Consider the following 25,188-nt stretch of genomic DNA (forward strand, 5'->3'; position numbering starts at 1 on the left):
CTCGCAACAGAACTTATTCTTTCCGTCGCAGTGCTGTCGAAGCGTTTTGTTCGTCAGCAGCAGAGAAACGAGATTATGGACGCATTCCTAAATCCCGTCAACACCGTCTCCAAACTTTTTTAGTGGCAGAAGGTTCCCGTTAGAACTATTGCTTACAAATAAACTTATGTGCAAGTCATTGCGCCGACCTCTGCGGAGCAATGATGACTACCGCATTTATCGGGATAAACAAGCCCGGCCGCATACCAAGCTGAAGCTGGCTTAGGGTTTCTTCCTCAAGCTTTGCGAATAGCGGATTGTATCGAGGCATGCGTCCACCAAGCGCTCCGCATATGCAACGAGATCAAAGGCCTGGTCTGCAAACAACCAGTTCCTTATCGCACCGTCGATTCCTGCGTGAAACATGACTGCCGCCAAAGGTATATCGACGTCATTTGAAAGCTGTCGTTTTTCAACGGCAAGTTCCAAGAGTTTGGTCAGTCGCTCGCGCCCGTTCAGGAATGCTTCTTGCTGACGGATGTAGGCCGGATCGGCTCGGTCGACGAACTCGCACTTGTAGTACAGGATATCGAAGACCTTTCGCATATGGACATCGTTTGCGGTCTGGGTAAGGAAAAATATGCAGACGCTGCGCAAGTGCCCAAGCGGATCCTCATTGTTCGAATTAACGCCTGAGGAAGCCAGCTCCTCCATTGGCAATCGCACGCGTTCGCACATTGCGTTGAACAGATCGCTTTTGTTTTTGAAATGCCAATAGATAGCGCCGCGTGTCAGACCTGCGGCTTCAGCCACGGCCTCAAGCGTGGTACGCGCATAGCCGGCGCGGTGAAATACATCTTCCGCAGCGTCGAGCAAATGGTTGCGGGTTTCAAGCGCTTCTTCTTTGGTTTTCCTTGCCATATGGGTAGGGAGTAGGTTGGGTTGCCGACTTGAACCAGCAACATACATTCAAGATCGTATGTATAATACACCGATACCACGGAGGCGGATAGCGGAATGTCACTGATCGGTCATATCTGCACATTCTTGCAATCTACAGTAACTTATTTCATTTTTGTCCCGGAAGACCTACATGAGAGCACTTTACCGATATACCCCGTTGGCGGGCTTACTCGCCGCCGCGTTGAACTTGTCGGGCTGCGGCGAACAGCTCGCGAGCGCCCATGCACAGGCTCCCGGGGGCATGCCTCCGCCGGAAGTGTCGATCGTCACTGCGGCTCCCGAACGGCTGACGCTCACCGATGAACTTCCGGGACGGCTTGAAGCGACCCGAGTTGCAGAGGTCCGGGCGCGGGCTGCCGGCATCGTGACCAAGCGAGCATTCCGCGAAGGCAGCGAAGTCAAGGCTGGTGAGCTTCTGTTCCGTATCGACCCTGCTCCGTTTGAAGCAGCGGTAAGCAGTGCCCAAGCCGCGCTTGCGCGAGCCGAAGCCAATTACTCGCAAGCCAGCACGACCGCGCAGCGGTACAAGCCTTTGGTGGAAACCAATGCGATCAGCAAGCAGGAATATGACACTGCGCTCGCAACGCAGAAGCAGGCCGCAGCCGATGTACAAGCGGCCAAGGCAGCATTGGTAACGGCCCGGTTGAATCTCGGCTATGCGACGGTCAATGCCCCGATCTCCGGTCGTATCGGCCGTGCATTGGTGACAGAGGGCGCACTGGTCGGCCAGGGAACTGCGACACCGCTGGCCACCATCCAGCAGCTCGACCCCATTTACGTAAACATCACGCAATCTGCATCCGAGGCCTTGAAACTGCGCCGCGCAATGAGCGCGGGCCAGTTGCAGAAAGCCGGCAAGGATGAAGCAAAAGTTACGATCGTGTTGGAGGATGGCGAGGCTTACCCGCAGGCGGGCAAACTGCTGTTCTCGGACCAGACGGTGGACCCGAGCACGGGCGCCATCACATTGCGGGCCCTCGTGCCGAATCCCGACCGCTTCCTGTTGCCCGGCATGTATGTACGCACCCGGGTGGAGCAAGCCGTGCGTGAAAATGCAATTACCCTGCCGCAGCAGGCGGTGCAGCGCACGCCGAAGGGCGCATCGGTCATGGTCGTCGGCGCGGACAACAAGGTGACGCCGCTGCCGGTGAAGGCCGACACTGCACTCGGAAACAAGTGGGTAATCAGCGAAGGGCTCAAAGGCGGCGAAAGGGTGATCGTGGAAGGATTCCAGAAGGCACAGCCTGGCACGGTGGTGAAGGCCGTGCCCTGGAAGCAAACCGGCGCGCCGGCGCCCGCTCAGCCCACGGCGCAACCCGCAGTCCCGCAGGGTGGCCAGCAACAGTCGGCTCAAACGAAATAAGAGAGCAAGCGAATGGGAAAATTCTTTATTGATCGCCCGGTCTTTGCCTGGGTGATCGCGGTCTTTATTTTGCTCGGCGGTGCGCTGTCCATTACAGGACTGCCCGTCGCGCAGTATCCGACGATCGCTCCGCCTTCCGTGGTCATCACGGCCATCTATCCAGGCGCCACGGCGCAGACGCTTGAAAACAGTGTCACCAGCCTGATCGAGCAGGAACTCAATGGCGCTCCGGGCCTGCAGTACATGGAATCGCAAAGCCAGGGCAACGGACAGGCGCAGATCACCGCGACTTTCGTTCCCGGCACAAACATCGACCTGGCTGCGGTCGAGGTGCAAAATCGCATGCGCCGCGTCGAGTCGCGGTTACCTCAGGCCGTCACTCAGCAAGGCGTGCAGGTAACCAAGGCGCGCAGCAACTTCCTGATGGTCATCACGCTGTTGTCCAAGGATGGCAGCATGGATCCGATCGCCCTCGGCGATTACATCTCGCGCAACATCCTCAATGAAGTCAAGCGCGTGCCCGGCGTGGGGGAGGCGATTCTCTTCGGCACCGAGCGTGCGATGCGCATCTGGATCGATCCGGACAAGCTGGTTGGCCTGCAGCTGACGCCGACCGATGTTGCCAACGCGATCCGGGCGCAAAATGCGCAGGTCGCTTCCGGCACGCTGGGTGAACTCCCCGCGCCCGGCAGCCAGCAGGTCACCGCGCCCATCGTGGTCACAGGCCAGCTCAACAGCATAGAGCAATTCGGCAACATCGTGCTGCGGGCGAATACCGACGGTTCCGTCGTACGCCTGCGCGATGTCGCCCGTGTCGAACTCGGCGGGCAGGCTTATGCCACATCCGCACGGATCAACGGCAACCCGTCGTCGGCGATCGGCTTGCAATTGTCGCCGACGGCGAATGCGCTCGCCACTGCGACTGAAGTGCGCGCAAAGATGGCGGAGCTGGAGAAGTACTTCCCGGCCGGCATTCAGTACGAAATTCCCTACGACACTTCCAAGTTCGTGAAAATCTCGATCGAGGAAGTGGTCAAGACACTGCTTGAGGCGGTGTTGCTGGTGTTCCTGGTGATGTACCTGTTCCTGCAGAACATACGCTATACGCTGATTCCGACCATCGTGGTGCCGGTCGCGCTCATGGGCACCTTTGCCGCGATGTTCGCGTTCGGATTTTCCATCAACGTGCTGACCATGTTCGGCATGGTGCTGGCGATCGGCATCCTGGTCGACGATGCGATCGTCGTGGTGGAAAACGTCGAAAGGATCATGAGCGAGGAAGGCCTGCCGCCGGCGGAAGCCACGCGCAAGGCGATGAGCCAGATCACCGGTGCGATCATCGGCATCACGCTGGTACTGATCGCGGTGTTCATCCCGATGGCATTCTTCGGCGGCGCGGTGGGCGCGATCTACCGTCAGTTTTCGCTATCCATGGTGGCTTCCATGGCGTTCTCGGCGCTGATGGCGCTGACGCTGACACCCGCCCTCTGCGCTACCCTGCTCAAGCCGGTACAGGCGGGGCATCATCACGAGAAGCGCGGTTTCTTCGGCTGGTTCAACCGCAAGTTCAATTCCGCAACCAACGGCTATCAGCGCGCGGTGGTGGGCATGCTCGGCAAGACAGGCCGCTACATGATCGTGTATGGACTAATACTGGCCGTGGTCGGACTGTTATTCATGCGGCTTCCGTCGTCCTTCCTGCCGAACGAAGATCAGGGTTATATCCTGACCAATATCCAGCTGCCGCCGGGCGCGAGCGCGAACCGCACGCTGGATGTGGCCAAACAGGTGGAAGGTCATTTCCTCAAGCAGCCGGGTGTCGAACACATCATCGCCGTGATCGGCTTTTCATTCTCCGGCAGCGGTCAGAATGCGGGTATCGCCTTCGTTCCGCTCAAGGACTGGAACGAGCGCGGCTCGGACACGGCGGACACCATTGCCGGCAAAGCCATGGGTGTATTCATGGGCATCAAGGATGCCGTCGTGTTCGCGCTGAACCCGCCGCCGATTCCTGAACTCGGCAATGCGACAGGCTTCAATTTCCGCCTGCAGGACCGCAGCGGCATGGGCCGCGAGGCGCTGCTGGCGGCGCGCAACCAGTTGCTGGGCATGGCGGGCAAGAGCAAGATCCTCGCCGGCGTGCGTCCGGAGGGACTGGAGGATGCGCCCCAGCTACAGGTCGATGTGGACCGCGACAAGGCCAGCGCGCTTGGCGTATCGTTCGCCGATATCAACAACACGCTGTCCACGGCGCTCGGTTCATCCTATCTCAACGATTTCCCCAACCAGGGCCGACAGCAGCGCGTCATCCTGCAGGCGGAATCGACCAAGCGGGTCCAGCCGGAAGACTTGGGCAAGCTGTACGTGCGCAATGCCAGCGGCAACATGGTGCCATTGTCGACCTTCATTTCCGCAAAGTGGATCAACGGCCCGGTGCAGATCGTTCGCTACAACGGTTATCCGTCGATGAAGATCGCCGGCCAGGCTGCGCCGGGTTTGAGCTCAGGCGAAGCGATGGACGAGATGGAACGCCTGGCGGGCCAGCTGCCGGCCGGATTCGGCTTTGAATGGACCGGCCAGTCGCGCGAGGAGCGCACTTCCGGCGCGCAGATGCCAATGCTGATGGCCCTGTCCCTGCTTGCGGTGTTCCTGGTATTGGCCGCGCTGTATGAAAGCACCTCGATCCCGTTGTCGGTAATGCTGGTGGTGCCGCTCGGCGTGCTCGGGGCGGTGCTTGGCGTAACGCTGCGCGGCATGCCGAACGACGTGTACTTCAAGGTCGGCCTGATCACGATCATCGGGTTGTCCGCGAAGAATGCGATTCTGATCATCGAATTCGCCAAGGACTTGCAGGCGCAAGGTAAGGGACTGGTCGAGTCCACGGTGGAGGCAGCCAAGCTTCGCTTCCGCCCGATCATCATGACTTCGCTCGCCTTCATTCTCGGCGTGCTGCCGCTGACCCTTGCCACGGGTGCCGGCTCGGCGAGCCAGCGCGCCATCGGTACGGGGGTGATGAGCGGCATGATCACTGCTACCGTGCTGGCGGTATTCTTCGTGCCCGTGTTCTTCGTGGTCGTGCGCCGACTGTTCAAGGCAAGCAAGCGCCAGGAAGAGTTCTGGGCCACCCATTCACCGAAAACCGCTCCAGACGACGTCGGGGGGATCTGAACATGCTCAATTTGCGCAAATCCGTCTTTCTATTGCTTTCGGCAGGCGTACTGAGCGCCTGCTCTCTCGCGCCAAAATATGAACGTCCGTCCGTGCCGGTCGCTACATCGTTCCCGACCGAACCGATGACTTCGGCGTCGAACCCGTCGGGAGTTACCGCGGAAACCGGCTGGCGCGATTTCTTTCAGGATCCGCGCTTGCAGGTGCTGGTCGAATCGGCCCTTGCCAACAACCGCGATCTGCGCGTCGCCGCGTTGCGTATCGAAGAGGCACGGGCGCAATACAATATCGTCGCCGCCGACCTGCTGCCCAACTTCAATGCGGCGGCCGGCGGATCACGGGGCCGTAGTTCGGGAGCGACCTCTCCGATCGGAGTCTCCGGGGTGACGAACGTTTATCAGGTCGGTCTCAATCTTGCCGCCTTCGAACTCGATTTCTTCGGCCGGGTGCGCAGCCTCAACGAAGCGGCGCTGTCACAGTATCTGGCCACCGAGGAAGCACAGCGCGCAGCGCAGATCAGCCTGATTGCCGAAGTCGCCAAGGCCTATCTCGCCGAACGCGCTTTCGCCGAACAGCAGGAGTTGGCACAAAACACGCTGAAGGCACGCGAGACGGGGTATAGACTGGCTCAGCAGCGCTTCGAGGTGGGCGCATCGTCAGCCCTCGATCTGCGCCAGAACGAAGTGCTCGTGCAGACCGCCCGGGCTTCGCTTGCCACGCTGGTGCGGCAGCGGGCCCAGGCGCAGAATGCGCTGACGGTACTGACCGGCCGGCCATTTGCCGAACTGCCGCCGGCGCGCAGCCTGTCTGAGCAGAACCTGATGGCCGACCTGCCGCCGGGCCTGCCATCCGATCTGCTGACGCGGCGTCCCGATATCCGCGCCAGCGAACGGCAACTGATCGCCTCCAACGCCAGTATCGGTGCCGCCCGCGCAGCGTTCTTTCCGCGCATTTCGCTTACCGCCGGCATCGGCAGCGCCAGCACTGAGTTAGGAGATCTGTTCGAGGCTGGCACTCGGACCTGGTCATTCGTGCCGCAGCTGGTGCTGCCGATCTTCGATGCGGGACGCAACCGTGCCAATCTGACGCTGGCCCAGGTGCGCAACAACATCGCAGTGGCCAATTACGAAAAAACGATACAGGTCGCGTTCCGGGAAGTGTCCGACGCCCTGGTGGCACGCGGCGCCATCGATGAGCAGATCGATGCCCAACGCAGGGTGCTGGAAGCCCAGGCGGAGCGCCTGAAGCTGGCGGAATTGCGTTACCAGAACGGCGTGGCCAGCTCACTGGATGTGCTGGATGCGCAGCGCGAGCTGTTCTCCGCCGAACAGACGCTGGTGCAGGCACGCTTGCTGCGGCTTACCAATGCCGTCGACCTGTACCGGTCATTGGGTGGCGGGCTTAACGAGAAAGCCACGCGCTGATTCTGCCGTATCACAGTGTTCCCGCGCTTCAGCGCGGGCGCCGGCTTCCCCCGGCCGGGCATGCAACCCGAATGGCGAAAAAAAGCGCCGGCTCCGTTTCATTACGGAGCCGGCGCTTTTATTTACCGAATGTCACTGATTTGGTCGCGGCCTGCGAAACTGCCTTTTCTTGGGATAACCATTGGTCTGGCTTTTCCCGCCGCCCTGCTTGCGCGGCCAATTGGGCCCGGCATTCATCGACCCTGGATTGTCAAGCCATGCACTCAATTGCTCGGAAATCTGGGCAATGCCGCCCGTGACGCGCAAATACCGGTTCCTGAATGTCTTTCTCAGGAATTCGTCGGCCGGTGCCGGAATATCTTCACGAAGGCCGATCATGCGCTGGCAATTGCGCAGCGACGGCGCCGTACGCAGATCGTCCAGCGAGACCGACGCCAGTTCAAGCTGCGGAAAGCGCGGCTGCAGGTCTTCGAAATCGCGCGTGCTGATACCAATCAGCGCAATCATCGGCTTGAACGTACTGTTCGGTGACGGCGGCAATTTCGGGTCGAACAAAGGCTGCACGTCCATTTCGGCAAGGTGCGCCTCGTCGTCTTCGGCAGCGGAGCTTGTCTGCGGCGCTTGTTGCTCCATGGCGGACGCGCTGTAGGCGGCCTGCTTGGAAAGCGACTGATTGACCTGATGCCCTCGCTTGGGCCGCTGGTCGGCCGGCAATGCCTGTCCGGCGCCGGTCATGGCGGCCTGGAACAGTGACGAGAGCATCTGCGGCCCGCCCTTCTCCATCAGTGACTTGACCAGGGCGCTGGCCAATTCTTCGCACACCATTGCAACAAAGGGGCGCGCCAGCTCGGCGAAATTGCCCGCGGCGACCTGAGACTGAGGCGAAGCCGCATGCCTGCTTCTGCTGTTGTCCGCTGCCTGCTGCGGGCGAGGAGCATGCGCCCGCTCACCGGCCGGCGGCTTTTGCCGAGGCAGGGTTGCCGCAGGTGGCATGGCTTCTTCGACAGGAGCGCTCGCCTCGGCAGGCTCGTCTTCAACGGACTCTCCGCCCATCGCTCCTGCTGCCGGAGAATCCTGCTGCGGCCGGTCGGCGCCGCTTTGATTCCCATCTTCCATCAAATCCGCTCCGTTTGGGTCCTCGATGGCATCCGGCGTCGCCTGCTGGCTGGGCGCGGTATCGGCTACCTCCTCGTGCGCCGCCTTCGGTGCATTGAACAAGTCGTTCTGAGGCATCGCATCGAGCTTTTGCAAGATGCTGTGCAAGCGCTGCCGGATGGCCTGGAAGCCCTGCGAGATCGAGATCAGCTTGCGATGCCGCGATTCCGACAGCACTTCCTGCGCATTGAAGACATCCTTGGCCTTAATTTCTTCCAGCTGGGAAGATTTAAGTAACTGGCCGCCCTTCATTTCCAGAAGGCGTGAAGCAATTTTCTCCCACTCTTCTTCTGTCCACTTAATGACGGTGGGCGCCGCTGCCGTTTCAGGTTTACGAGGCATAACTTCTCAATACAAAATTGGTCTTGATAATGGCCGAATGGCCTTGTTTTATTCCTGTGCGTATTTCGCCCGGGTCGGACAGAAGTTTCATGCTATCTGTCTATGGGCACGCAAGTTCTGCTTAAGTTCCATCCAAAAAGTCCGCACGCCAGAGCCTTGTAAGCTTGCAAGCCCCGTGCTGTGTCGGCGCCGGCTCGTTCGATAAAGAGCGATGCGTAATATTGACGGCGGAACATGCGAACAGTAAAAGGATAGCACGATCGGTCGAGAAAGAATGCCTCTATTCTTTCGACCGGAACAAATAATTGGACCGGAGGCACCTAAGCGGTATCGCACGGTTGCAATCACCGATGTACCGAGTATTACGCGTGCGCCACGAAAATCGCATCAAAACCTGTGACTATCGATGCGTTTAATTAAAGTTCGGCTTGATCTTTATCAGGCAGGATTAGCGAACGAACACGAGCCTGCCGCTGTCCACCTCATCATTCGTTAAATTGCCGGCTCCATCTTTATCTTTAAAATAAGGATTACACATGCGTACCACCGTTTCAGCGGCAAAGGCTGTCGAGCTTGAATTACAGCATGCACGCGAAGGAATGATGTATTACACGAAGCTCGTCGAAAACCTTGAGGATGTGCTGGAGACACTGGCTGCGATCGAGCCGCCCACGACGGCGAAAAAGACAACAGGACGGGGTCGGCCGGCACCCGGAACAAAATCGAAACTGACGGGAAAAACCCGGCAAGCGGTGTCCAGGTCCTCAGGCAAGTCGGGCTTGCCGCCGACAGGAAAGGAGTTCTGGCCCACGCTGCTGACGGATGTTCCGCAACCGGCGGCAGAAATCTTCAAGGCGGCCGTCGATGCCCTCGGCATCCGCCCGTCTGCCGACGACAGGAAAAAACTCACGCAGCGAATGTCGAATGCGTTGAGCGTGATGGCCAAGAATGGCGAGATTCATGTGGAAGGCGACCGCCGTACACGCCGCTACGCCAGGAGTCCGCGCAGCGCTTCCTGAGATTGGCACCGGCTGCATCGGCACTGCCTTCGCCAGCGAAATCGGCGTGCACCCGCAGCTTGTCCAAGTCCATTGTCTTTCAGCGCCGTACCGGCGCAGAATGCGAGTTGAATTGCACGCCGAGCACGCTGGCGAGTACCAGAATCAGGCCGGCGAGCGATATGCCCGTCATCGATTGACCGAGCAAGATCCATCCCAGCACAACGGCTGTCACGGGACTCAGCAGGCCCAGCGACGACACGGCCACCGGCGACAGTCTGGCGATTCCGCGAAACCACAGGCTGTAAGCCAGCAAGGCGCCCGCCATTGAAAGATACAGATAGGCGGCGATGTGGGTAGCATTGAGCGGGGGCAGCGGAGGGTCGACGAAGCATGCCAGCGGCATCAGCATGGCGCCGCCGAGCAGGAGCTGCCAGCCGGTGAATGCCATGACCGGCAAGTCCGGGCGCCAGCGCCGCGACAGGTAAGTGCCGGCAGCCATGGATGCCGCGCCGAGCAATGCCGCGCCGACCCCGATCCAGTCCCAGGACGCTCTCGGCGACAACAGCAGTGCTGCCATACCCGCAATACCGGTAACGCCTGCAATGACGCCCAGTGCAGCCGGACGTCTCCTTTCCATTGCCCATACCAGCAACATCATGAGTATTGGCTGTATCGATCCTGCAACCGCAGCCACGCCGCCGGGCAGCCGGTACGCGGCAAGGAAGAGCAGCACCTGGAACAGTCCGATGTTCAGGAAAGCCAGCACCGCGAGCCGGCCCCAATCCGCGCGAAACGGAATCCGCCTGCAATAAATCAGCAGCAACACGCCTGCGGGCAAAGCGCGGATCATGGCCGCAGTCGCCGGCCGGTCTGGCGGCAGCAGTTCAGTCGTCACGATATAAGTCGAGCCCCAGATGACGGGAGCCAGTGCGGTAAGCAAGGTGTCGATGACCGATCGCCGGTTTGTTGACATCGCAAGATATCCCTAGTCCTTGTTTTTCTTTTTGCCGGATCCCGCTGCCGGCCGGTTTCCGCATGCAACATTCGCGTCGCGGTCATCAGAGCCGGCGCGTGATCTTACGCCAGTCCGCCATTAACGTTAATGATTTGCCCGTTAACCCAGCGCGATTGTTCGGATGCCAAGAATGCGATGACATCGGCGATGTCCTCCGGATTGCCAAGCCTGCCCAGCGGCGTCAGCTTCGGCGCTTCCTCGCGCCGCGCCGGAGGAACCATTTCCGTATCGGTAGGGCCCGGTGCGACCGCATTGACGGTAATGCGCCTTGGCCCCAGTTCGCGCGCGAGCGCTTTCACCAGCTGCTCGACGGCAGCCTTGCTGGCCGCATAAAGGCCGGCATTCGGCTTCGGCTGAATGGTCAGCACAGTCGATACGCCGATGATGCGGCCATCCTCGCCGAGGCGTCGCGCGGCTTCTGCGAAGATCAGCAGGGTGCCGCGGGTATTGGCATGGAAAGCCTGTTCGAAATCGACATGAGTGACTTCCGTAATCGGCTTGAAAACGACATTGCCTGCGTTGGCCACCACTACGCGCAGACTGCCCAGCTCGCGCTCTACGGTATCGAACAGGCCCGACAGGTCGGTGAGCGTCGAAAGATCCGCCTGCAATGCAATGGCCTTGCCGCCTTCCCGCTCGATTTCCTTTACGACAGCTGCGGCTTCTTCTTCCCGCGCGCGATAAGTGATGGCTACCGGCATGCCTTCGCGGGCGAGCCGTTTGGCAAGTGCTCTTCCGATGCCGCGCGAGCCGCCAGTAACAAGCGCGACGCCTACAAGCGCAACGCCCGGGATTGTGTTTTCCATGATCATCTCCTGCAAAAGGTAATGGGAAGGGCAAGGTGAACGAGAGGGTGCAAGGAGGAACACCTTGCCGATACCGCAAACACTGCCCTGTCCACACCACAAAGTCTGACATCGCAAACCGTTTTTGATAATCTGGCTTAAATTTGCAGGATTTAAAAAAACTATTTTCAAATGGCGCAATCATGGATCACTTCAACCGGATGTCCACCTTCGTGCGGGTCGTTGCAGACGGAAGTTTTTCCGCTGCCGCCAGAAGACTGCGCGTGTCGTCCGCCGCGGTTGGCAAGCAGATCCAACTGCTCGAAGGCTGGCTGGGCACCCGACTGTTCGACCGCACCACCCGGCGTCTCAGGCTGACCGAGGCGGGCGTGGCATTCCACGAACGCTGCATCCGCATCCTGGAAGACCTGGAAGAGGCACAGCGCGCGGCCGGCGCGCTTCAGGCCCAGCCAAAGGGCCATCTGCGGATCAGCAGCCCGGTATCTTTCTCGACATTGCATCTCGGCGGGCTGCTGGCAGGTTTCCTCAACGCGTATCCGGACATCAGCGTCGAGATGGAGCTCAACGACAGAATGGTCAATCTGGTGGAGGAAGGCTTCGACCTTGCCATTCGCATCGGCAATCTTCCCGATTCGAACCTGGCCGCCCGGCGCATCGGACGCAGCCGCTTCGTGCTGTGCGCGGCTCCCGGCTATCTGAAGCGCAGGGGTGTGCCCAGGCGGCCCGTCGATCTTCTGAAGCACGACTGCGTGGAATATGCATTGGGGCAGCAGGAGTGGCATTTCACCAGCCCGTCGGGCAAGTCCGAGACCGTCGACGTCGCCGCGCGTCTCAGGGCCAATAACGGCACGATGCTCAATGCCGCGGTGGCCGAGGGCTTCGGCGTGCTTTACGTTCCAAGCTTCATTGCCGGCCGGGATATCGAGGCCGGGCGCCTGATACCGCTGCTGCCATCGTACAAGACCAAAGAGCTGGGTATTTACGCAGTCTATCCGGCAGGCCGTCACGTTCCTGCCAAAGTGCGCGTCTTTATCGATTTCGCCACAGCATACTTTGAAGCCGCGTCTTATTGAATTCGCCAAGAAATTGCGCGGGAGACACATCACTATCGATGCGGTCGCACTGGGGCCGGACGCCGCCTGGATCAACGGACAGGTGCTGCGCGCCAACGGCGGCCTGGCGTGAATTACCCCAGTTTGCATAGAATGGATGTGCTCAATCCACGGAGAACCTGATGCCGATTTCCTCCAGCAGCACGCTATACTGTTCCGCCCTGGGCATTTTCCTTGCGGCGGCATGCCTCCTCGTGTGGCTCAGCCTTGGCGTCGGCATTATTGGGCAGGACGGCGACCCCGCCAACCGGATGTATTTCGGTGTGCTCGCCGTCGGCTTCCTCGGTGGCGCCCTCGCGCGCTTCCGGCCTCGTGGCATGGCGCACGCGATGTTCGCTACCGCGCTGGCTCAGGCCCTCGTCACCGCAATCGCGCTGGCTGCAGGCATGGGTCTCCCGTATAGCGGACCGGCCGAGATTCTGGCATTGAACGGCTTTTTCATTGCGCTGTTCGGAGCATCGGGCTGGCTGTTCCGGCGCGCCGGCCGTACATCGGGTCAGCATATCAATCGGGCCGCGTGATCGATTGCGAAGGCTGGAGCGCGGCATCGGCAAACCGGATCAAAGTTGATTATCATGGGCAGGAAATCAAAACGGCATCCATGCGTCCCAACGACCACCTACCCAACTTCCAGGTTTCCCAGTTCGGAGCAAATGCCGAATCCTTCCTGTTCGATCTAGTCAAGCTCGACGGCAGGACGGATGTGCCGCGTCCCTTCCTGCACCGGCACAGTTACTATCATCTGCTGTGGATATCCCACGCGCGCGGCAAGCATCTGCTGGATTTCGAGACGCTGGAAGTCAAGCCGCGTTCCGTGTTCTTCATCTCGCCGGGCCAGATGCATGCCTGGAGTTCTGACAGCCCTCCTTCGGGTTTCGTGCTCAATCTCAGCGCCGAGTTCATCCTGCAGATCTATGCGCGCCAGGAAGACATTCCCTTCTTCGGCATCGCCAATGCGCACTCCGCCCTCTATCTCTCGGCGGAGCAGCATGACGAGCTGCTGCCGCTGCTGACAGGAATCGAACAGGAATACGCCGCCAGGGACACGTGGAGTCATGACGCAATCCGCGCGAGCGTACTGATGCTGCTGACGCGCTTGCGACGTCTGCTGCCAGAACAGCCCGGAGAGCACGCGGCGCCGAAGCACTACAGCCTCACGAGGCGCTTCAAGCTGCTGGTCGAGCAACATTATCTCGACTACCGCTCGGTGAACGACTATGCGAACGCGTTGCTCGTGACCGAACGACGGCTCAATGAAGCGGTCAGGAGCACGACGGGAAAGACGGTGACTGCGCTCATGCATGAAAGGCTGCTGCTCGAAGCCAAGCGGCTGCTCACGCAATCCGATCTCGACATATCGCAGGTCTCGTATCGCCTTCGTGTCGAGGACCCGGCTTATTTCTCCCGCTTCTTCAAGAAGCATACCGGCATGAGCCCGCTCGAATTCAAGAAGACGTTTTCCGGGCCGGTGTACTGATGTTGCCTTGAATGCAATACTGGCGCTGCGGAAAAGTCCAAGAAAAACGCGCTTGCGTCCTAACCGTTTTGCGCATCGGTCGTTTAATCTCGTTCTCAAGCTGCCCGCGTCCACAATAACAGCGCAACAACGCGGACAGGTTTGAACAACCCTGGCAGGAGACAAGATGAAAACCACATTACGGTGCACGGCCCTTGCCGTTGCGATGTTGACGATGCCCCTGGCCCATGCGCAGAACAAGGCCGAGGATTACCCGAACAAGGCGGTGCGCGTTATCCTGCCGTTTGCGCCGGGAGGTGCGACCGATGCAATTGCCCGCACGGTTGCGCAGAAATTGTCCGAAAAGTGGGGACAACCGGTCATCGTCGACAACCGCGCCGGGGCGAATGGCAATATCGGCGCCGGGCAGGCGGCGCGCTCCCCCGCCGACGGCTACAGCATCCTGATGGCGACATCCAGCCACGCCATCAATGCGTCCCTGTACAAGAAACTTGACTATAGCCTGGGCAAGGACTTCGCGGCCCTGTCCAATCTGGCGGCCGTTCCCCTCATCCTGGTGGCGCACCCCGAAGTTCCGGCCACGTCGGTAAAGCAGCTTGCAACTTACGCAGGCGCCCAGCCCGGCAAGCTCAATTTCGGATCGGGCGGCGTCGGCACGGCGGCCCATCTGGCGGGCGAACTGTTCAATACCGCATCCGGCGCAAAAATGGTCCATGTCGCCTACAAGGGCGGTGCGCTGGCCATGAACGACCTGCTCGGCGGCCAGATCCAGGTCATGTTCGCCAATCTTCCCGAGGCGCAGGCCCAGGTCAAGTCGGCCAAGCTGAAAGCGCTTGCCATCACGGGCAACCAGCGCAATCCCCAGCTTCCCGATGTGCCGACCTTCGCCGAATCCGGCTACAAGGAAATCGATCTCAAGTCATGGTTCGGAATGTTCGCGCCGAAGAACACTCCCCAGCCGATTGTCGACAAGCTCAGCCGCGATATCGCCGCCGCCGTCGCCGATCCGTCGGTCCAGCAGCGGCTCAAGGACTTGGGCGCCGAACCCATCGGCAACAGGCATGAGGAATTTCAGGCATTCGTCAACAGCGACATCGAACGCTGGCGCGCGCTTGTCCAGAAATCCGGCGCAAGCGTAGATTAATTACAACTGAAAAACGGAAACAAAGCACATGATCATTGATTTAAGAACCTACACGATGGTGCCTGGACGTCTGAAGGCGTTCCTGGAATTATATGAGCGCGAAGGCCTGCCAGTGCAGCGCAAGCATCAGGGAGATCCAATCGGCTACTTCGTCACCGAAATCGGCACGAATAACCAGGTGGTGCACATGTGGGGTTACGAAAGCCTGGGCGACCGCGAAAAACGGCGGGCGGCGCTGGATGCCGACCCGGAATGGATTGCCTATCGCGCCAAGAGCGGCGCCGCCGGCAACGTCCAGCACCAGGAGAACAAGATCCTCAAGTCGGTGTCGTTCTCGCCGATGTAAGGACGGATACGTTTACCGGGGCAGCTGCATTTTGGGCTGCCATTCTTTCGGCAGTCATGCCTTGTCGGCCTCTCCGAAAACACGCGCAGCCGCGTTGCCGATATGGGCCTGCATTGTAGCGCCCGCCCCTCGCTCATCGCCGTCGAGAATGGCTTCCACAATCATGCGGTGCTCGGTATCGATATCGGCGGAGTGCTGCATCCGCTCGTGTTGATGCTTGAATTGGCGGGACAGATTCATGGCGAACAAGGCATGCGAGCGCAGCCCTTCCATCACCGATACGAACATTGCATTCCCGCTTGCACGCGCGATTGCCAGGTGAAACCGGAAATCCGCCTCGGCCGATGCCCCGCCGCATTCCGTGGCTGCGCGCAGTTCATGAAAGGCCGTTTCCATCTTCGCCAATCCCCACGCATCACGATGATCACGATGCAATGCGCATTGACCGACGGCGCCGACTTCGATGGTGCGCCTGAAGTCGAAGTAGACGCCGATATCTGCAATACTGGTCAGGGTCCGGTAGCTCGGTATGCCGATGGCCTGTCCGGGCGGCGCGGCGGCAGCAGAGGTTCCATTCCCGCGATGCGCAAGCGTTCCCCTGGCGCGCAGCCTGATCAGCGCTTCACGCACGGTCGGACGCGATACATTGAATTTCCTGCATAGCGCCGCTTCCGTGAATTGGCATCCGCCGGCCTGGAGTTCGCCGCACCGGACAGCTGCCTCGATCGCATCATGCACCATATCGACAAGATTGGAACGCCGGACCAATCCGGGCATGACCTCGGCAGGCATGGTCATGCTCCCTGAGACATGCGCCGCCGCGGAGCCATCGCGTGGCTCGGAGATGGAACGCCGGATACGAGGGCCGCGCTCCATGCGGGTCATGTCGTCAGGCTATTTTCGGGTCTTTTCCCGGCAAGCGCATCGGCCAGGCTGGCGAGCACCATCTCGCCCATCGCGGTCCTGCTTTCTATCGTGGCGCTCGCGCGGTGAGCCTGCAGTACCACATTGTCCATCCCGAACAGCGCCTCGGGCACATGGGGCTCGTTGACGAACACGTCCAGCCCCGCACCCGCGATACGCCCTGTCTTCAGTGCATTGACCAGGTCATCTTCCCTGACCAGCCTGCCCCGCGCAATGTTGACCAGGTAGCCATCCTTGCCCAGTGCCTCGAGTATCTCGGCGTTCACGATGCCCTCGGCCTTGTCCGCGGCCGCGCACAGCACCAGCGCGTCGCTCCGCTCGGCGAGCGTCTTCAGGCTGTCCACGAATTCATAGGGCAAGGCATCGATAGGCTGAAGGTCGGTATAGCCGATGGGGCAGCCGAATCCGCTGACACGCCTGGCGACTGCCTGGCCGACCCGGCCCATGCCGACGATGCCGACGCGCATGCCGCTGAAGCGGCGCGCCAGCGGGATTGCACTTGGCTGCGGATGCGCGGGCCACATGCCGTTGCGCACGAAACGGTCCACCGCGCCGATGTTGCGGCAGGTCGCGAGCAGCAGCCCGAGCGCCAGGTCCGCGACGTCTTCAGTCAGTGCGCCGAAGGTGCCGGTGACGGGGATGCCGCGCCCACGGGCATAGGCTAGATCGACCGCGTCGGTGCCGACCCCGTTCACCGCGACGATTTCCAGCGCGGGCAACTGTTCCATCAATGCCCGGCCGATGCCGGTATGGCCGCCGGTGATGACACCGCGAATGGTCTTGCCGATTTCACGGATGTATTCCTCCTTGTTGTCCTGCTCGTAGTAACGCCTGACCGTATAGAGCGAATCCAGCTTCTGGTTGATGGAAGGTACGAGAATGGGATTGAGCTGCAGAATTTCGGGTTTCATCATTGATTCTTTCGTTGCTGTGGCATGGACGAGCGCTCTCCTTGCCTGCTTGCGGCATGCTGGGCCTGCATTCATCCTTCATGGAATTTGATCGGGCTCGGGCGGAGCAGATCGGCACCTGCCGATCTGCCTAGTTCACCGCGTTCACCGCGTTTACTGCCTGGGCATTCCTGCCCGGTGTCGCCGGTCTCGCGGTCAGTCGACGACGATGCCTTTTTCCTTGATCAACTTTGCATACTTGCTTCTGTCGGCATCGATCAGTCTCTGGAAACCGGCGGCATCGCTTCCCACCGGAACGGCGCCAAGGCTTGCGAATTTGTCGCGGATTTCCGGTGTGTTCACCGCTTCCTGCACATCCGCCGAAATACGTTCGATGAGTTCCTTCGGCGTGCCGGCCGGCGCGAGCAATCCCATCCATGACGTCGCATTGAATCCTGGAACGCCGGCTTCGGCGGCGGTCGGTATGTTGGGCAGGGCCGCCGCGCGCGTCGTGCCCATTTGTGCCAGGGGGCGCAGCTTTCCGGACTTGATATGCGAATTGAGTTCGAGGATGGTCGCGATCGACATATCGACCTGGCCCGCCAGCAGGTCCTGGATGGCCGGTCCTCCGCCCTTGTAGGGCACATGAAGCATCTTCGTTGCGGTGCCGCTGGCCAGCAGTTCCGCCGCGAGATGCATCGAACCTCCCGAGCCGGAAGAGCTGTAGGACAAGCCGCCCTGCTTGGTCTTCGCCAGCGCGACCAGTTCGCTTAGCGATTTCGCCGGCGAATTCTGGTTCACCACGAGTAGAAGCGGCAGCTCGGCGATCAGGGAAACCGCGGTGAAGGCCTTGTCCGCGTTATAAGGCATCTTCTTGTAGAGCGAGGGATTCACCGACTGCGTGCCGAGATTGCCGATTAACAAGGTGTAGCCGTCGGGCGTCGCCCTGGCAACGGTATCCGCGCCTATCATCCCCGCCGCGCCGGGCTTGTTCTCAACGACGACCGGTTGACGCCACTTCTGCGACAGTTGCTGCGCGAGGATCCTGGTACCGGTATCGGTTCCGCCGCCGGGAGCGAAGGGTACGACGAGGGTAACAGTGCGTACGGGATAGGCTGCTGCCTGCGCCTGGGCTTGTACTTGGGTCTGGGCTTGGGTCTGTACGGCAATAAAGCAGCCCAGGGCGGCTGCCGCGACTACTTGCAATGGCTTCATTGGTCTCCTCCGGTTATTCATCATGGGCAAGGTGAATCAACTTTTGCGGCTTCACTGCGAACCGCCTGCCGGAATCGCGGCAAGCCTCCCGTTCTGCGCGTCCGAGGCGGATGGCGTCCAGCCTGCTTGTCGGCGCCGCTTCTTGAATGTTCGCGAATTCACGAGCCCATTGTAGAAACCGGTTTGCATTTAGTCTAAGCTAGATGCTGTATCGATTAATTCAAAACCTGTATCAATGTTCGAACTATTCCAGCTGCGCTGTTTTGTCGTCGTTGCCGAGGAACTCCACTTCGGCAGGGCGGCTGCCCGCCTTTTCATGACCCAGCCGCCGCTGAGCCGCCAGATACAGTTGCTTGAACATGCGCTTGGCGTGCGCCTGCTGGAGCGGTCCACCAGGGCAGTGACCCTGACCGCCGCCGGACAAAGCTTCTACATGAATGCGCGCTACCTGCTGAAGCAGGCGGACCAGGCTGCGATTGAAGCGCGCCGCATCGATACCGGCCGGGCCGGGCGCGTCACGCTCGGCTTCACCGCGGTGGCCGGCTACGACCTGATTCCGGACCTGCTTTCCGCATCAAGGGCCGAGCTTCCCGAGGTGGATATCCTGCTGAAGGAAATGGTGACGCTGGACCAGATCGCCGCGCTGTCTTCCAACATCATCGATCTGGGGTTCATGCGGCCGCTGGATGCAAGGCATTCGTTTGCGAAGGAACTGCTGATCGCCGAGCCGCTGATGCTGGCCGTGCACGTGTCGAACCCGCTGGCGCGAAAGCGCACGATCCGTCCCGCGGACTTGAAGGACGAGCCCTTGATCATGCACTCGCCTGACGAAGGCAAGTACTTCTATAACCTGATTACCGCATTGCTGGGTGCCGCGGGAGTGCACCCGTCGTACGTTCAATACCTCGAACAAAACCACACGATATTGTCCCTGGTGCGCAAGGGACTCGGTGCTGCGATCGTACCCGCATCGGCCAAGCACCTTCAATTTCAGAATATCGTATTCAAGCCGCTCTGGAAGAGCGAGATCCAGGCGGAAATCTATCTCGTCTGGCGCAGCGACAGCCATAATCCGGCGCTGGCGTCGGTGCGCGAATTCACCTTGAAACACTGCAGGCGGAGCCGGCCGGCCGCCTGATGCAATGCGACTGCATTCTCATCGTGCCCAGTAATCCACGACCAGCGACTTGGCGAGGCAGGCACCCAGCGTCTGCACGAACCGCTGGTGCTCGGGATGAACGAGGTAGCCATCCCGGTGCTCGGCGCTTTCGAACGTAAGCGTGAAACAATGGGTAAAGCCATCGTTCAATCCTTCCGGACTGACATTGGTGCCCCATTCGTAGGAAACGATGCCGGGAATCGCATCCCTGAGCTTGCCGAAGTCGGCCACGACCGCATTGACCTGCTCGGCGGTAGCTTCATTCTTGAAGGAAAATAGTACGACGTGGCGGAGGGAGGCTGGAGAATGGGCGGCCATCTTAGATAGGTAGCAATTAATGGGAATGACGACATCCTACACTCGCCAGCCGCTCGGGCGCTGTGCTTTCACAAACTGGACGTGCCTTAGTTTTTATTTTTGATTTGATGCCGGTTTTTCATTGCCGAGAAAAGCATGGCGAATGTCATGGCTCCCCGCGTCGTTGCGCGTTGATCAAGAGCGAAATTCACTCGCCTGGAACTGCCGCGGCGTGACCGGCACGCGCTTTCGCATGGTCACTCATCCTGAAAGCGGCAGCAATGCCCTCGCGCGTCTTCTTGTAATCTGTCCAGTCGAACTTGTCCAGGAACCTGGCGGCTGCCTGCGCGCCGCGGGCAAACAGGTCCTGCTTGTCCACGTCTTTCATCGTGAAGTCCAGCCAGTTGTGGTCTGCGGTATCGATCATCTCCACCAGCTGCCGGTAGTCCGGATTTTGTGCAATGAAATCTTCATCCAGCGTATGGCGCGCGGCATCGAAGATCGCGCTCAGCAACTGCGCCGGTTTTTCGATCCGGGTCGGGACCATGCGGTCGGCCCCGATCTTGACACCGAATGTCGGTGCCAGCGGTACCCGGTAAGGTTCATGGAACAGGTTGATCGGAAAGTTGGACATGATTCCGCCATCCATGAACAAAACTTCCTGCGGCAAGGCCCCGCAATATCCCGCGTTCCGCCATTGTGCCTGCGTGTTTTGAGGGCATCCGGACACACGGTATGGATGAAAGAAAAACGGTATCGACATGGAGGCGCGGGCATAGCAGGCAGGATTGATGTCGTCGGGCGAGTCCCAGTACAGGTGGGCCATCCTTGGAAATTCCACCTTCGTTTCCGTAGTGACATCGGCAGCCACCATGGCCAGCCTTCCCTGCCTGTCCTCGGCGGACAGCGCCGCGCCGCCGCGTATTCCGCTGCGCGCGCGCAGCGATGCCGGCACATCGGCAAGCCGCTTTTGCAGGTCCCGGGTGGTGCGGACGCCCGCACTCTCGAGCGCTTCGGTGAGCCATTTCAGGAATTCGTCTCCTGGATGCAGGCCGAGATCATCGTCCAGGTTGTCCATCACCTGGAGGGCTTTCCATAGCAGCTTTGCCATGCCGGCTTTCTTCAGGGCGGCATCGGTAAAGTTGCGCGCATCCGAATCGCCGTCGATGAACGAGGCAATCGGCATATTGGCCAGCTTGCGCACCAGCTCGTCGCATTTTTCATCCGCCGGCTTTCCCAGTGCGGCGAGCATGACGGCATTGATCGATCCTGCGGACGTGCCGCCGATTCCCAGAAACCGGATGCCGGCCTTCTCCAGCACATAGGTATATCCGACCAGGGCAATGCCGAGCACACCGCCGCCTTCCATGACCAGGTCGACATACTGATGCCCCTCGTCGTCGATAAGATCGGAATACTGGCGGTCGGCGCAGCGCCGGGCGGCTGCCACCGCGGCGACGACGCGGGCTTCCTCGGTGAAGTAAGTGGGATTGATCATGTGGCCTCCTGATGAGTACGTCTTGCGCGAGCAGCCGGATTCCGGTTCGTATCAGTGAGAACAGGCGGATACCATCGACTGCGGAGCACGTTGCGGCGCCAGTGCTGTTTGCGGAACCGGCAACGCGGTCTCCGACGCTGACGACGGTACAGTCGTGGTCACGGTCGGTCTCGAACAGGGCATCGGGATTCAACCGGAACACGGTTGTCGGCCTGGCCATGCCATAAGGGTCGTTGCGGTAGTCGAAGGTAATGGTCGCCGCGCGCGCATCCTCCTTCGACATCAGGACGTGGTTATTCGTCATCATTACGCCAGGCGCCACGAGAAAACCGGTGTCCCGCGAGACGTGCGACTGACACGGTCTTTCAGCTCTATCAGGCACACCGCGCGGCCGACGGCCAAGCCTATTTCGAGGAACGCGCCAGGTTCGAAGTCCGGGCGCCCGATGACGCGCTCCTGCCGGCGTGTGCCCAGCCATTCGCGCAGATGGACCGCCTTGGCGGCACCGGTCTCGGCAGCCAACTTCGGTGCCATTGCGAGGGTCCGGCGGGCGGCTGCAATCTGCCTGCGGGCTGTATCCGGGCTCTCGCAGCGTTCAAGCATGGCCAGGGTACGCGCATGCTCGTTGTGTAACGACCGCCATCTGGCTGCCGCGCGGCGCCAGTCTCCCCGGCCGAGGTAGTCCACGAGCATATCCGCCTCCAGTCACGACTAATGCCTGTCGTTCTTTCCGAAGACAATGCGTCGGCATTCACGGCTTGGCATCACAAAACGCGTGCAACTGACAGTTACCATACTCAATGGCGTCGCAAGGTACAGGAGACTCTCTTGAGTTGATTGATCTACGTCTAAGTGGAGGACATCGTGTTATCGACTACGAACTTTTTATCAATCTGATGTAGTCATGAACGTTCAACCTGATGCGGCAGCGATAGCGTGACGTCCAGAATAAGAATCGCTACCAAACGATTTAAGCTTGCGGCCAAGTCGCAGCTGACCTACGGCTTGCCGGGTTCCGCCGACTTTTTCTGAAGAATGCTGATGCCGCCGTCGGACTCGAGGAAGATATACTGCACGTCTTCAAGAGTGCAGTCGGCTTCGTGCAGCGCCTGTTCAATGTCGCCTTCGGTAATTCGGGCTGACCGCCTTGCATCGTGAAAGATCTGCCCGTCGCGTCCGAGCAATATGGGCGTTCCATCCACCAGGGTTGCCAGCTTGCGACTGCGGGCCGTTGCCGCGGCCACCAGGGTGTTCAACGCAATGAGCGTGGCGGCGACGATCAATCCGCCGGACACGGATTCGTCGGATCCCGAGAGGGAATTGGAGACCGATTCGCTGAGAAGCATGACGACCAGCAAATCGAACGGGCGGAACTGGCCCACCGTCCTTCGCCCTGAAATGCGGACCATCAGCAGCAGCACGCTGTAAATGATGGCGCCCCTGACAATGAATTCCCACCAGGGCAGTTGCATATCAAACATAGGATCCTCCGATGCGAGCGGGCCAACAGGATAAACGGCTCTCCTGTTCGACCACGCGCATGCGGAGGAAGTGTCTTGAATTGCGCCGCCACAAACCGGCGGGTGGCGCTGTCCTGTCAGCTGGAGAACGCGGGAATACCCGTGATGGCGCGGCCGAGGATCAGGGCATGCACGTCGTGCGTACCCTCGTAGGTATTGACGACTTCGAGATTGACCATGTGGCGGATCACGCCGAACTCGTCCGAAATGCCGTTACCGCCCAGCATGTCGCGCGCCATGCGCGCCACGTCCAGCGCCTTGCCGCAGGAATTGCGCTTCATCATCGAGGTGATCTCGACCGCGGCCGTTCCGGCATCCTTCATCCGACCCAGCTGCAAGCAGCCCTGCAGTCCCAGCGTGATATCGGTGATCATGTCGGCCAGCTTTTTCTGGATCAGCTGATTGGCCGCCAGCGGCCGGCCGAACTGCTTGCGGTCGAGCACGTACTGGCGCGCCGTCTCGTAGCAGAACTCGGCTGCTCCCAGCGCCCCCCAGGCAATGCCGAAGCGCGCCGAGTTGAGGCAGGTGAACGGGCCTTTGAGGCCCGATACATGCGGCAGCATGTTTTCCTCAGGCACGAAAACGCCGTCCATGACGATTTCGCCGGTGATCGATGCCCGCAAACCCATCTTGCCGTGGATGGCCGGCGCACTCAGGCCCTTCCATCCCTTCTCCAGGATGAAGCCGCGGATCTGCTCGTCGTCGGTCTTGGCCCAGACCACGAAAACATCAGCGATCGGACTATTGGTGATCCACATCTTCGCGCCGGACAGCAGGTAGCCGCCATCGGTCGTGCGCGCCCGGGTCACCATCGAGCCTGGATCGGAACCATGGTTGGGTTCGGTCAGGCCGAAGCAGCCGACCCATTCGCCGCTGGCCAGCTTCGGCAGGTACTTGCGCTTCTGTTCTTCGCTGCCGAATTCATTGATCGGCACCATGACGAGCGAAGACTGCACGCTCATCATCGAGCGGTAGCCGGAATCGACGCGCTCGACTTCACGCGCGATCAGGCCATAGGAGACGTAGTTGAGGCCGGCGCCGCCATACTGCTCGGGAATGGTGGGGCCGAGCAGTCCGAGCTCGCCCATTTCATTGAAGATTGCGCGGTCGGTGCGTTCATGCCGGAAGGCTTCCAGCACCCGCGGCATCAGTTTGTCCTGGCAGTACGACCGCGCGCTGTCGCACACCATGCGTTCTTCCTCGCTGAGCTGCGACTCGAGCAGCAGCGGGCTTTCCCAGTTGAAGACTTGCTTGTTCGACGCCATGACGTTCCTCCATTGCACTTCGGGACTCCGGAAACGAGGCACTGAACCTGCGGCACCTCACTCTATAGGCATGAATCCTACCGGTCGAGCTGGCGCGGCGCAAACGATAATTTTGTACGAGCCTGTGCGAAAATGGAACTCCGAGATTACCGGATGTTCCGCTATGCGACGCAAGATTCCCAATACCGGCGCCCTGGTTGCATTCGAAGCCGCGGCGCGACACGAAAGCTTCACCAAGGCTGCGGAAGACCTGGCCATGACCCAGAGCGCGGTATGCCGGCAGATTTCTTCGCTCGAGGCGTATCTCGGCGTTCCGCTGTTCCAGCGCACCAGACGGGGCGTCAGGCTGACGGAAGCCGGCATGGCTTACAGCCGCCAGGTATCCGCGACGCTCGAGACGGTCGAACAGGATACCCTGAGCATCATGGCGCACCAGGGACGCGGCGCGACCCTGGAACTCGCGGTGGTGCCAACCTTCGCCTCCCAGTGGCTGATGCCGCGCCTGGCGAGTTTCATCGCCGCACATGCCGATATCACGGTCAACCTCACCACCCGCACGCGGGCGTTCCTGTTCGCCGACACGCAGTTCGACGCCGCCATCTATTTCGGCGATGCGCACTGGCCTGGCACCGAAGCGCACTACCTGATGCGGGAAAACGTGGTGCCGGTATGCAGCCCGCGCATGATTAAGTCGCTGTCGAAGCCGGGCAAGCCGGTATCGCCGGAAACGATTGCCGGTTTGCCGCTGCTGCAGCAAGGCACCCGCCCCTATGCATGGCGCCACTGGTTCGAGTCGGCCGGCGTCAAGGCGGCGAACGACCTGGCCGGGCCGCGTTATGAATTGTTTTCAATGCTGGCGCAGGCCGCCAGGAACGACATCGGCGTGGCACTGATCCCGCCAATGATGATCGAAGACGAGCTTGCCGACGGCCGTCTCATGATCGCCTGCGCGCATACCTATGCCAGCAGCCATGCCTATTACTTGATGGCTCCGGAACAGAAGGCGGGCATGCCTGCCCTGCGCACGTTCGCCGAATGGCTGACCGGCCAGGCTGCCCAGTATCGCGCCGCGGCCGGGATGGATTGACTCCATGCGTGGCCGCGGCGGCGCGGGCCGGTGCCGAT

The 25,188-nt window shown here is 60.4% G+C and carries 24 protein-coding genes; 12 read left to right on the top strand and 12 right to left on the bottom strand.

Features of this window, described 5'->3' with window-relative positions; all coding sequences use genetic code 11:
• Positions 1-261: 261 nt before the first annotated feature.
• Positions 262-900 carry a TetR family transcriptional regulator gene (locus RY831_RS20735; RefSeq protein WP_326508279.1) on the bottom strand — a complete coding sequence of 213 codons (639 nt, stop codon included), beginning with the start codon at positions 898-900 and terminating at the stop codon, positions 262-264.
• Between the two features lie 172 nt (positions 901-1,072).
• On the opposite strand from RY831_RS20735, the gene RY831_RS20740 reads away from it, so the two are divergent.
• From RY831_RS20740 to RY831_RS20750, 3 genes are read left to right on the top strand one after another with little or no spacing between them, the layout of a single operon-like run.
• Positions 1,073-2,305: an efflux RND transporter periplasmic adaptor subunit gene (locus RY831_RS20740; RefSeq protein WP_326508280.1), complete on the top strand. Its 1,233-nt coding sequence runs from the start codon at positions 1,073-1,075 to the stop codon at positions 2,303-2,305.
• A 12-nt stretch (positions 2,306-2,317) separates the two neighbouring features.
• Positions 2,318-5,473 (top strand): efflux RND transporter permease subunit, encoded by a 3,156-nt coding sequence (locus RY831_RS20745; protein WP_326508281.1) that lies wholly within the window; start codon positions 2,318-2,320, stop codon positions 5,471-5,473.
• Positions 5,474-5,475: 2 nt separating this feature from the next.
• Entirely contained in the window at positions 5,476-6,897 is a 1,422-nt protein-coding gene (locus RY831_RS20750; RefSeq protein ID WP_437126307.1) for an efflux transporter outer membrane subunit, read from the top strand.
• Between the two features lie 132 nt (positions 6,898-7,029).
• Here RY831_RS20750 and RY831_RS20755 read toward each other — a convergent pair whose 3' ends face one another.
• Positions 7,030-8,394, bottom strand: a complete 1,365-nt coding sequence (locus tag RY831_RS20755; RefSeq protein ID WP_326508282.1) for a hypothetical protein — start codon at positions 8,392-8,394, stop codon at positions 7,030-7,032.
• Positions 8,395-8,930: 536 nt separating this feature from the next.
• On the opposite strand from RY831_RS20755, the gene RY831_RS20760 reads away from it, so the two are divergent.
• Entirely contained in the window at positions 8,931-9,413 is a 483-nt protein-coding gene (locus RY831_RS20760) for a hypothetical protein (protein WP_326508283.1), read from the top strand.
• A 79-nt stretch (positions 9,414-9,492) separates the two neighbouring features.
• Here the strand turns inward: RY831_RS20760 and RY831_RS20765 are convergent, their stop codons facing one another.
• On the bottom strand, positions 9,493-10,368 hold the full coding sequence (locus RY831_RS20765; protein WP_326508284.1) for a DMT family transporter: 876 nt from the start codon (positions 10,366-10,368) through the stop codon (positions 9,493-9,495).
• Between the two features lie 104 nt (positions 10,369-10,472).
• On the bottom strand, positions 10,473-11,216 hold the full coding sequence (locus tag RY831_RS20770) for an SDR family oxidoreductase (RefSeq protein WP_326508285.1): 744 nt from the start codon (positions 11,214-11,216) through the stop codon (positions 10,473-10,475).
• A gap of 182 nt (positions 11,217-11,398) precedes the next feature.
• On the opposite strand from RY831_RS20770, the gene RY831_RS20775 reads away from it, so the two are divergent.
• The 6 genes from RY831_RS20775 to RY831_RS20800 all read left to right on the top strand — a co-directional run bounded on the left by RY831_RS20775 (position 11,399) and on the right by RY831_RS20800 (position 15,295).
• Positions 11,399-12,289 carry a LysR family transcriptional regulator gene (locus RY831_RS20775; RefSeq protein ID WP_326508286.1) on the top strand — a complete coding sequence of 297 codons (891 nt, stop codon included), beginning with the start codon at positions 11,399-11,401 and terminating at the stop codon, positions 12,287-12,289.
• Positions 12,270-12,401: a hypothetical protein gene (locus RY831_RS20780; protein ID WP_326508379.1), complete on the top strand. Its 132-nt coding sequence runs from the start codon at positions 12,270-12,272 to the stop codon at positions 12,399-12,401. The genes RY831_RS20775 and RY831_RS20780 overlap by 20 nt, the downstream gene beginning before the upstream one ends.
• A gap of 49 nt (positions 12,402-12,450) precedes the next feature.
• Positions 12,451-12,849 carry a hypothetical protein gene (locus RY831_RS20785; protein WP_326508287.1) on the top strand — a complete coding sequence of 133 codons (399 nt, stop codon included), beginning with the start codon at positions 12,451-12,453 and terminating at the stop codon, positions 12,847-12,849.
• 80 nt (positions 12,850-12,929) lie between these two features.
• Positions 12,930-13,805, top strand: coding sequence for a helix-turn-helix domain-containing protein (locus RY831_RS20790; protein WP_326508288.1), 876 nt, complete (start codon positions 12,930-12,932; stop codon positions 13,803-13,805).
• Positions 13,806-13,971: 166 nt separating this feature from the next.
• Positions 13,972-14,949, top strand: a complete 978-nt coding sequence (locus RY831_RS20795; protein WP_326508289.1) for a Bug family tripartite tricarboxylate transporter substrate binding protein — start codon at positions 13,972-13,974, stop codon at positions 14,947-14,949.
• Between the two features lie 28 nt (positions 14,950-14,977).
• Positions 14,978-15,295 (top strand): NIPSNAP family protein, encoded by a 318-nt coding sequence (locus RY831_RS20800; protein WP_326508290.1) that lies wholly within the window; start codon positions 14,978-14,980, stop codon positions 15,293-15,295.
• Positions 15,296-15,349: 54 nt separating this feature from the next.
• Here RY831_RS20800 and RY831_RS20805 read toward each other — a convergent pair whose 3' ends face one another.
• From RY831_RS20805 to RY831_RS20815, 3 genes are all read right to left on the bottom strand, one after another.
• On the bottom strand, positions 15,350-16,087 hold the full coding sequence (locus RY831_RS20805; RefSeq protein ID WP_326508291.1) for a FadR/GntR family transcriptional regulator: 738 nt from the start codon (positions 16,085-16,087) through the stop codon (positions 15,350-15,352).
• Positions 16,088-16,176: 89 nt separating this feature from the next.
• On the bottom strand, positions 16,177-17,130 hold the full coding sequence (locus tag RY831_RS20810; RefSeq protein WP_326508376.1) for a 2-hydroxyacid dehydrogenase: 954 nt from the start codon (positions 17,128-17,130) through the stop codon (positions 16,177-16,179).
• 195 nt (positions 17,131-17,325) lie between these two features.
• Positions 17,326-18,324 (bottom strand): Bug family tripartite tricarboxylate transporter substrate binding protein, encoded by a 999-nt coding sequence (locus RY831_RS20815; RefSeq protein ID WP_326508292.1) that lies wholly within the window; start codon positions 18,322-18,324, stop codon positions 17,326-17,328.
• 235 nt (positions 18,325-18,559) lie between these two features.
• Here RY831_RS20815 and RY831_RS20820 point away from each other — a divergent pair, with 235 nt between their 5' ends.
• A complete protein-coding gene (locus RY831_RS20820) occupies positions 18,560-19,462 on the top strand; it encodes a LysR family transcriptional regulator (protein WP_326508293.1) in 903 nt (300 codons plus the stop codon).
• 18 nt (positions 19,463-19,480) lie between these two features.
• Here the strand turns inward: RY831_RS20820 and RY831_RS20825 are convergent, their stop codons facing one another.
• From RY831_RS20825 to RY831_RS20845, 5 genes are all read right to left on the bottom strand, one after another.
• On the bottom strand, positions 19,481-19,801 hold the full coding sequence (locus RY831_RS20825; RefSeq protein ID WP_326508294.1) for a Dabb family protein: 321 nt from the start codon (positions 19,799-19,801) through the stop codon (positions 19,481-19,483).
• A gap of 187 nt (positions 19,802-19,988) precedes the next feature.
• A complete protein-coding gene (locus RY831_RS20830; RefSeq protein ID WP_326508295.1) occupies positions 19,989-21,278 on the bottom strand; it encodes a patatin-like phospholipase family protein in 1,290 nt (429 codons plus the stop codon).
• A 306-nt stretch (positions 21,279-21,584) separates the two neighbouring features.
• Entirely contained in the window at positions 21,585-21,812 is a 228-nt protein-coding gene (locus RY831_RS20835) for a hypothetical protein (protein WP_326508296.1), read from the bottom strand.
• A 464-nt stretch (positions 21,813-22,276) separates the two neighbouring features.
• Positions 22,277-22,759 (bottom strand): DUF421 domain-containing protein, encoded by a 483-nt coding sequence (locus RY831_RS20840; protein WP_326508297.1) that lies wholly within the window; start codon positions 22,757-22,759, stop codon positions 22,277-22,279.
• Positions 22,760-22,875: 116 nt separating this feature from the next.
• Positions 22,876-24,063, bottom strand: coding sequence for an acyl-CoA dehydrogenase (locus RY831_RS20845; RefSeq protein ID WP_326508298.1), 1,188 nt, complete (start codon positions 24,061-24,063; stop codon positions 22,876-22,878).
• 163 nt (positions 24,064-24,226) lie between these two features.
• On the opposite strand from RY831_RS20845, the gene RY831_RS20850 reads away from it, so the two are divergent.
• Positions 24,227-25,150, top strand: coding sequence for a LysR family transcriptional regulator (locus RY831_RS20850; protein ID WP_326508299.1), 924 nt, complete (start codon positions 24,227-24,229; stop codon positions 25,148-25,150).
• Positions 25,151-25,188: the final 38 nt, after the last annotated feature.

It is taken from the genome of Noviherbaspirillum album, from assembly GCF_035916955.1.
Classification (GTDB): Bacteria; Pseudomonadota; Gammaproteobacteria; order Burkholderiales; family Burkholderiaceae_D; genus Noviherbaspirillum; species Noviherbaspirillum album.

Excerpts from the sequence above, each read along its gene's own strand:
- RY831_RS20735 (WP_326508279.1), bottom strand. The coding sequence starts at position 900 with ATGGCAAGGAAAACCAAAGAAGAAGCGCTTGAAACCCGCAACCATTTG.
- RY831_RS20740 (WP_326508280.1), top strand. The coding sequence starts at position 1,073 with ATGAGAGCACTTTACCGATATACCCCGTTGGCGGGCTTACTCGCCGCC.
- RY831_RS20745 (WP_326508281.1), top strand. The coding sequence starts at position 2,318 with ATGGGAAAATTCTTTATTGATCGCCCGGTCTTTGCCTGGGTGATCGCG.
- RY831_RS20750 (WP_437126307.1), top strand. The coding sequence starts at position 5,476 with ATGCTCAATTTGCGCAAATCCGTCTTTCTATTGCTTTCGGCAGGCGTA.
- RY831_RS20755 (WP_326508282.1), bottom strand. The coding sequence starts at position 8,394 with ATGCCTCGTAAACCTGAAACGGCAGCGGCGCCCACCGTCATTAAGTGG.
- RY831_RS20760 (WP_326508283.1), top strand. The coding sequence starts at position 8,931 with ATGCGTACCACCGTTTCAGCGGCAAAGGCTGTCGAGCTTGAATTACAG.
- RY831_RS20765 (WP_326508284.1), bottom strand. The coding sequence starts at position 10,368 with ATGTCAACAAACCGGCGATCGGTCATCGACACCTTGCTTACCGCACTG.
- RY831_RS20770 (WP_326508285.1), bottom strand. The coding sequence starts at position 11,216 with ATGGAAAACACAATCCCGGGCGTTGCGCTTGTAGGCGTCGCGCTTGTT.
- RY831_RS20775 (WP_326508286.1), top strand. The coding sequence starts at position 11,399 with ATGGATCACTTCAACCGGATGTCCACCTTCGTGCGGGTCGTTGCAGAC.
- RY831_RS20785 (WP_326508287.1), top strand. The coding sequence starts at position 12,451 with ATGCCGATTTCCTCCAGCAGCACGCTATACTGTTCCGCCCTGGGCATT.
- RY831_RS20790 (WP_326508288.1), top strand. The coding sequence starts at position 12,930 with ATGCGTCCCAACGACCACCTACCCAACTTCCAGGTTTCCCAGTTCGGA.
- RY831_RS20795 (WP_326508289.1), top strand. The coding sequence starts at position 13,972 with ATGAAAACCACATTACGGTGCACGGCCCTTGCCGTTGCGATGTTGACG.
- RY831_RS20800 (WP_326508290.1), top strand. The coding sequence starts at position 14,978 with ATGATCATTGATTTAAGAACCTACACGATGGTGCCTGGACGTCTGAAG.
- RY831_RS20805 (WP_326508291.1), bottom strand. The coding sequence starts at position 16,087 with ATGCCTGCCGAGGTCATGCCCGGATTGGTCCGGCGTTCCAATCTTGTC.
- RY831_RS20810 (WP_326508376.1), bottom strand. The coding sequence starts at position 17,130 with ATGAAACCCGAAATTCTGCAGCTCAATCCCATTCTCGTACCTTCCATC.
- RY831_RS20815 (WP_326508292.1), bottom strand. The coding sequence starts at position 18,324 with ATGAAGCCATTGCAAGTAGTCGCGGCAGCCGCCCTGGGCTGCTTTATT.
- RY831_RS20820 (WP_326508293.1), top strand. The coding sequence starts at position 18,560 with ATGTTCGAACTATTCCAGCTGCGCTGTTTTGTCGTCGTTGCCGAGGAA.
- RY831_RS20825 (WP_326508294.1), bottom strand. The coding sequence starts at position 19,801 with ATGGCCGCCCATTCTCCAGCCTCCCTCCGCCACGTCGTACTATTTTCC.
- RY831_RS20830 (WP_326508295.1), bottom strand. The coding sequence starts at position 21,278 with ATGATCAATCCCACTTACTTCACCGAGGAAGCCCGCGTCGTCGCCGCG.
- RY831_RS20835 (WP_326508296.1), bottom strand. The coding sequence starts at position 21,812 with ATGGCACCGAAGTTGGCTGCCGAGACCGGTGCCGCCAAGGCGGTCCAT.
- RY831_RS20840 (WP_326508297.1), bottom strand. The coding sequence starts at position 22,759 with ATGTTTGATATGCAACTGCCCTGGTGGGAATTCATTGTCAGGGGCGCC.
- RY831_RS20845 (WP_326508298.1), bottom strand. The coding sequence starts at position 24,063 with ATGGCGTCGAACAAGCAAGTCTTCAACTGGGAAAGCCCGCTGCTGCTC.
- RY831_RS20850 (WP_326508299.1), top strand. The coding sequence starts at position 24,227 with ATGCGACGCAAGATTCCCAATACCGGCGCCCTGGTTGCATTCGAAGCC.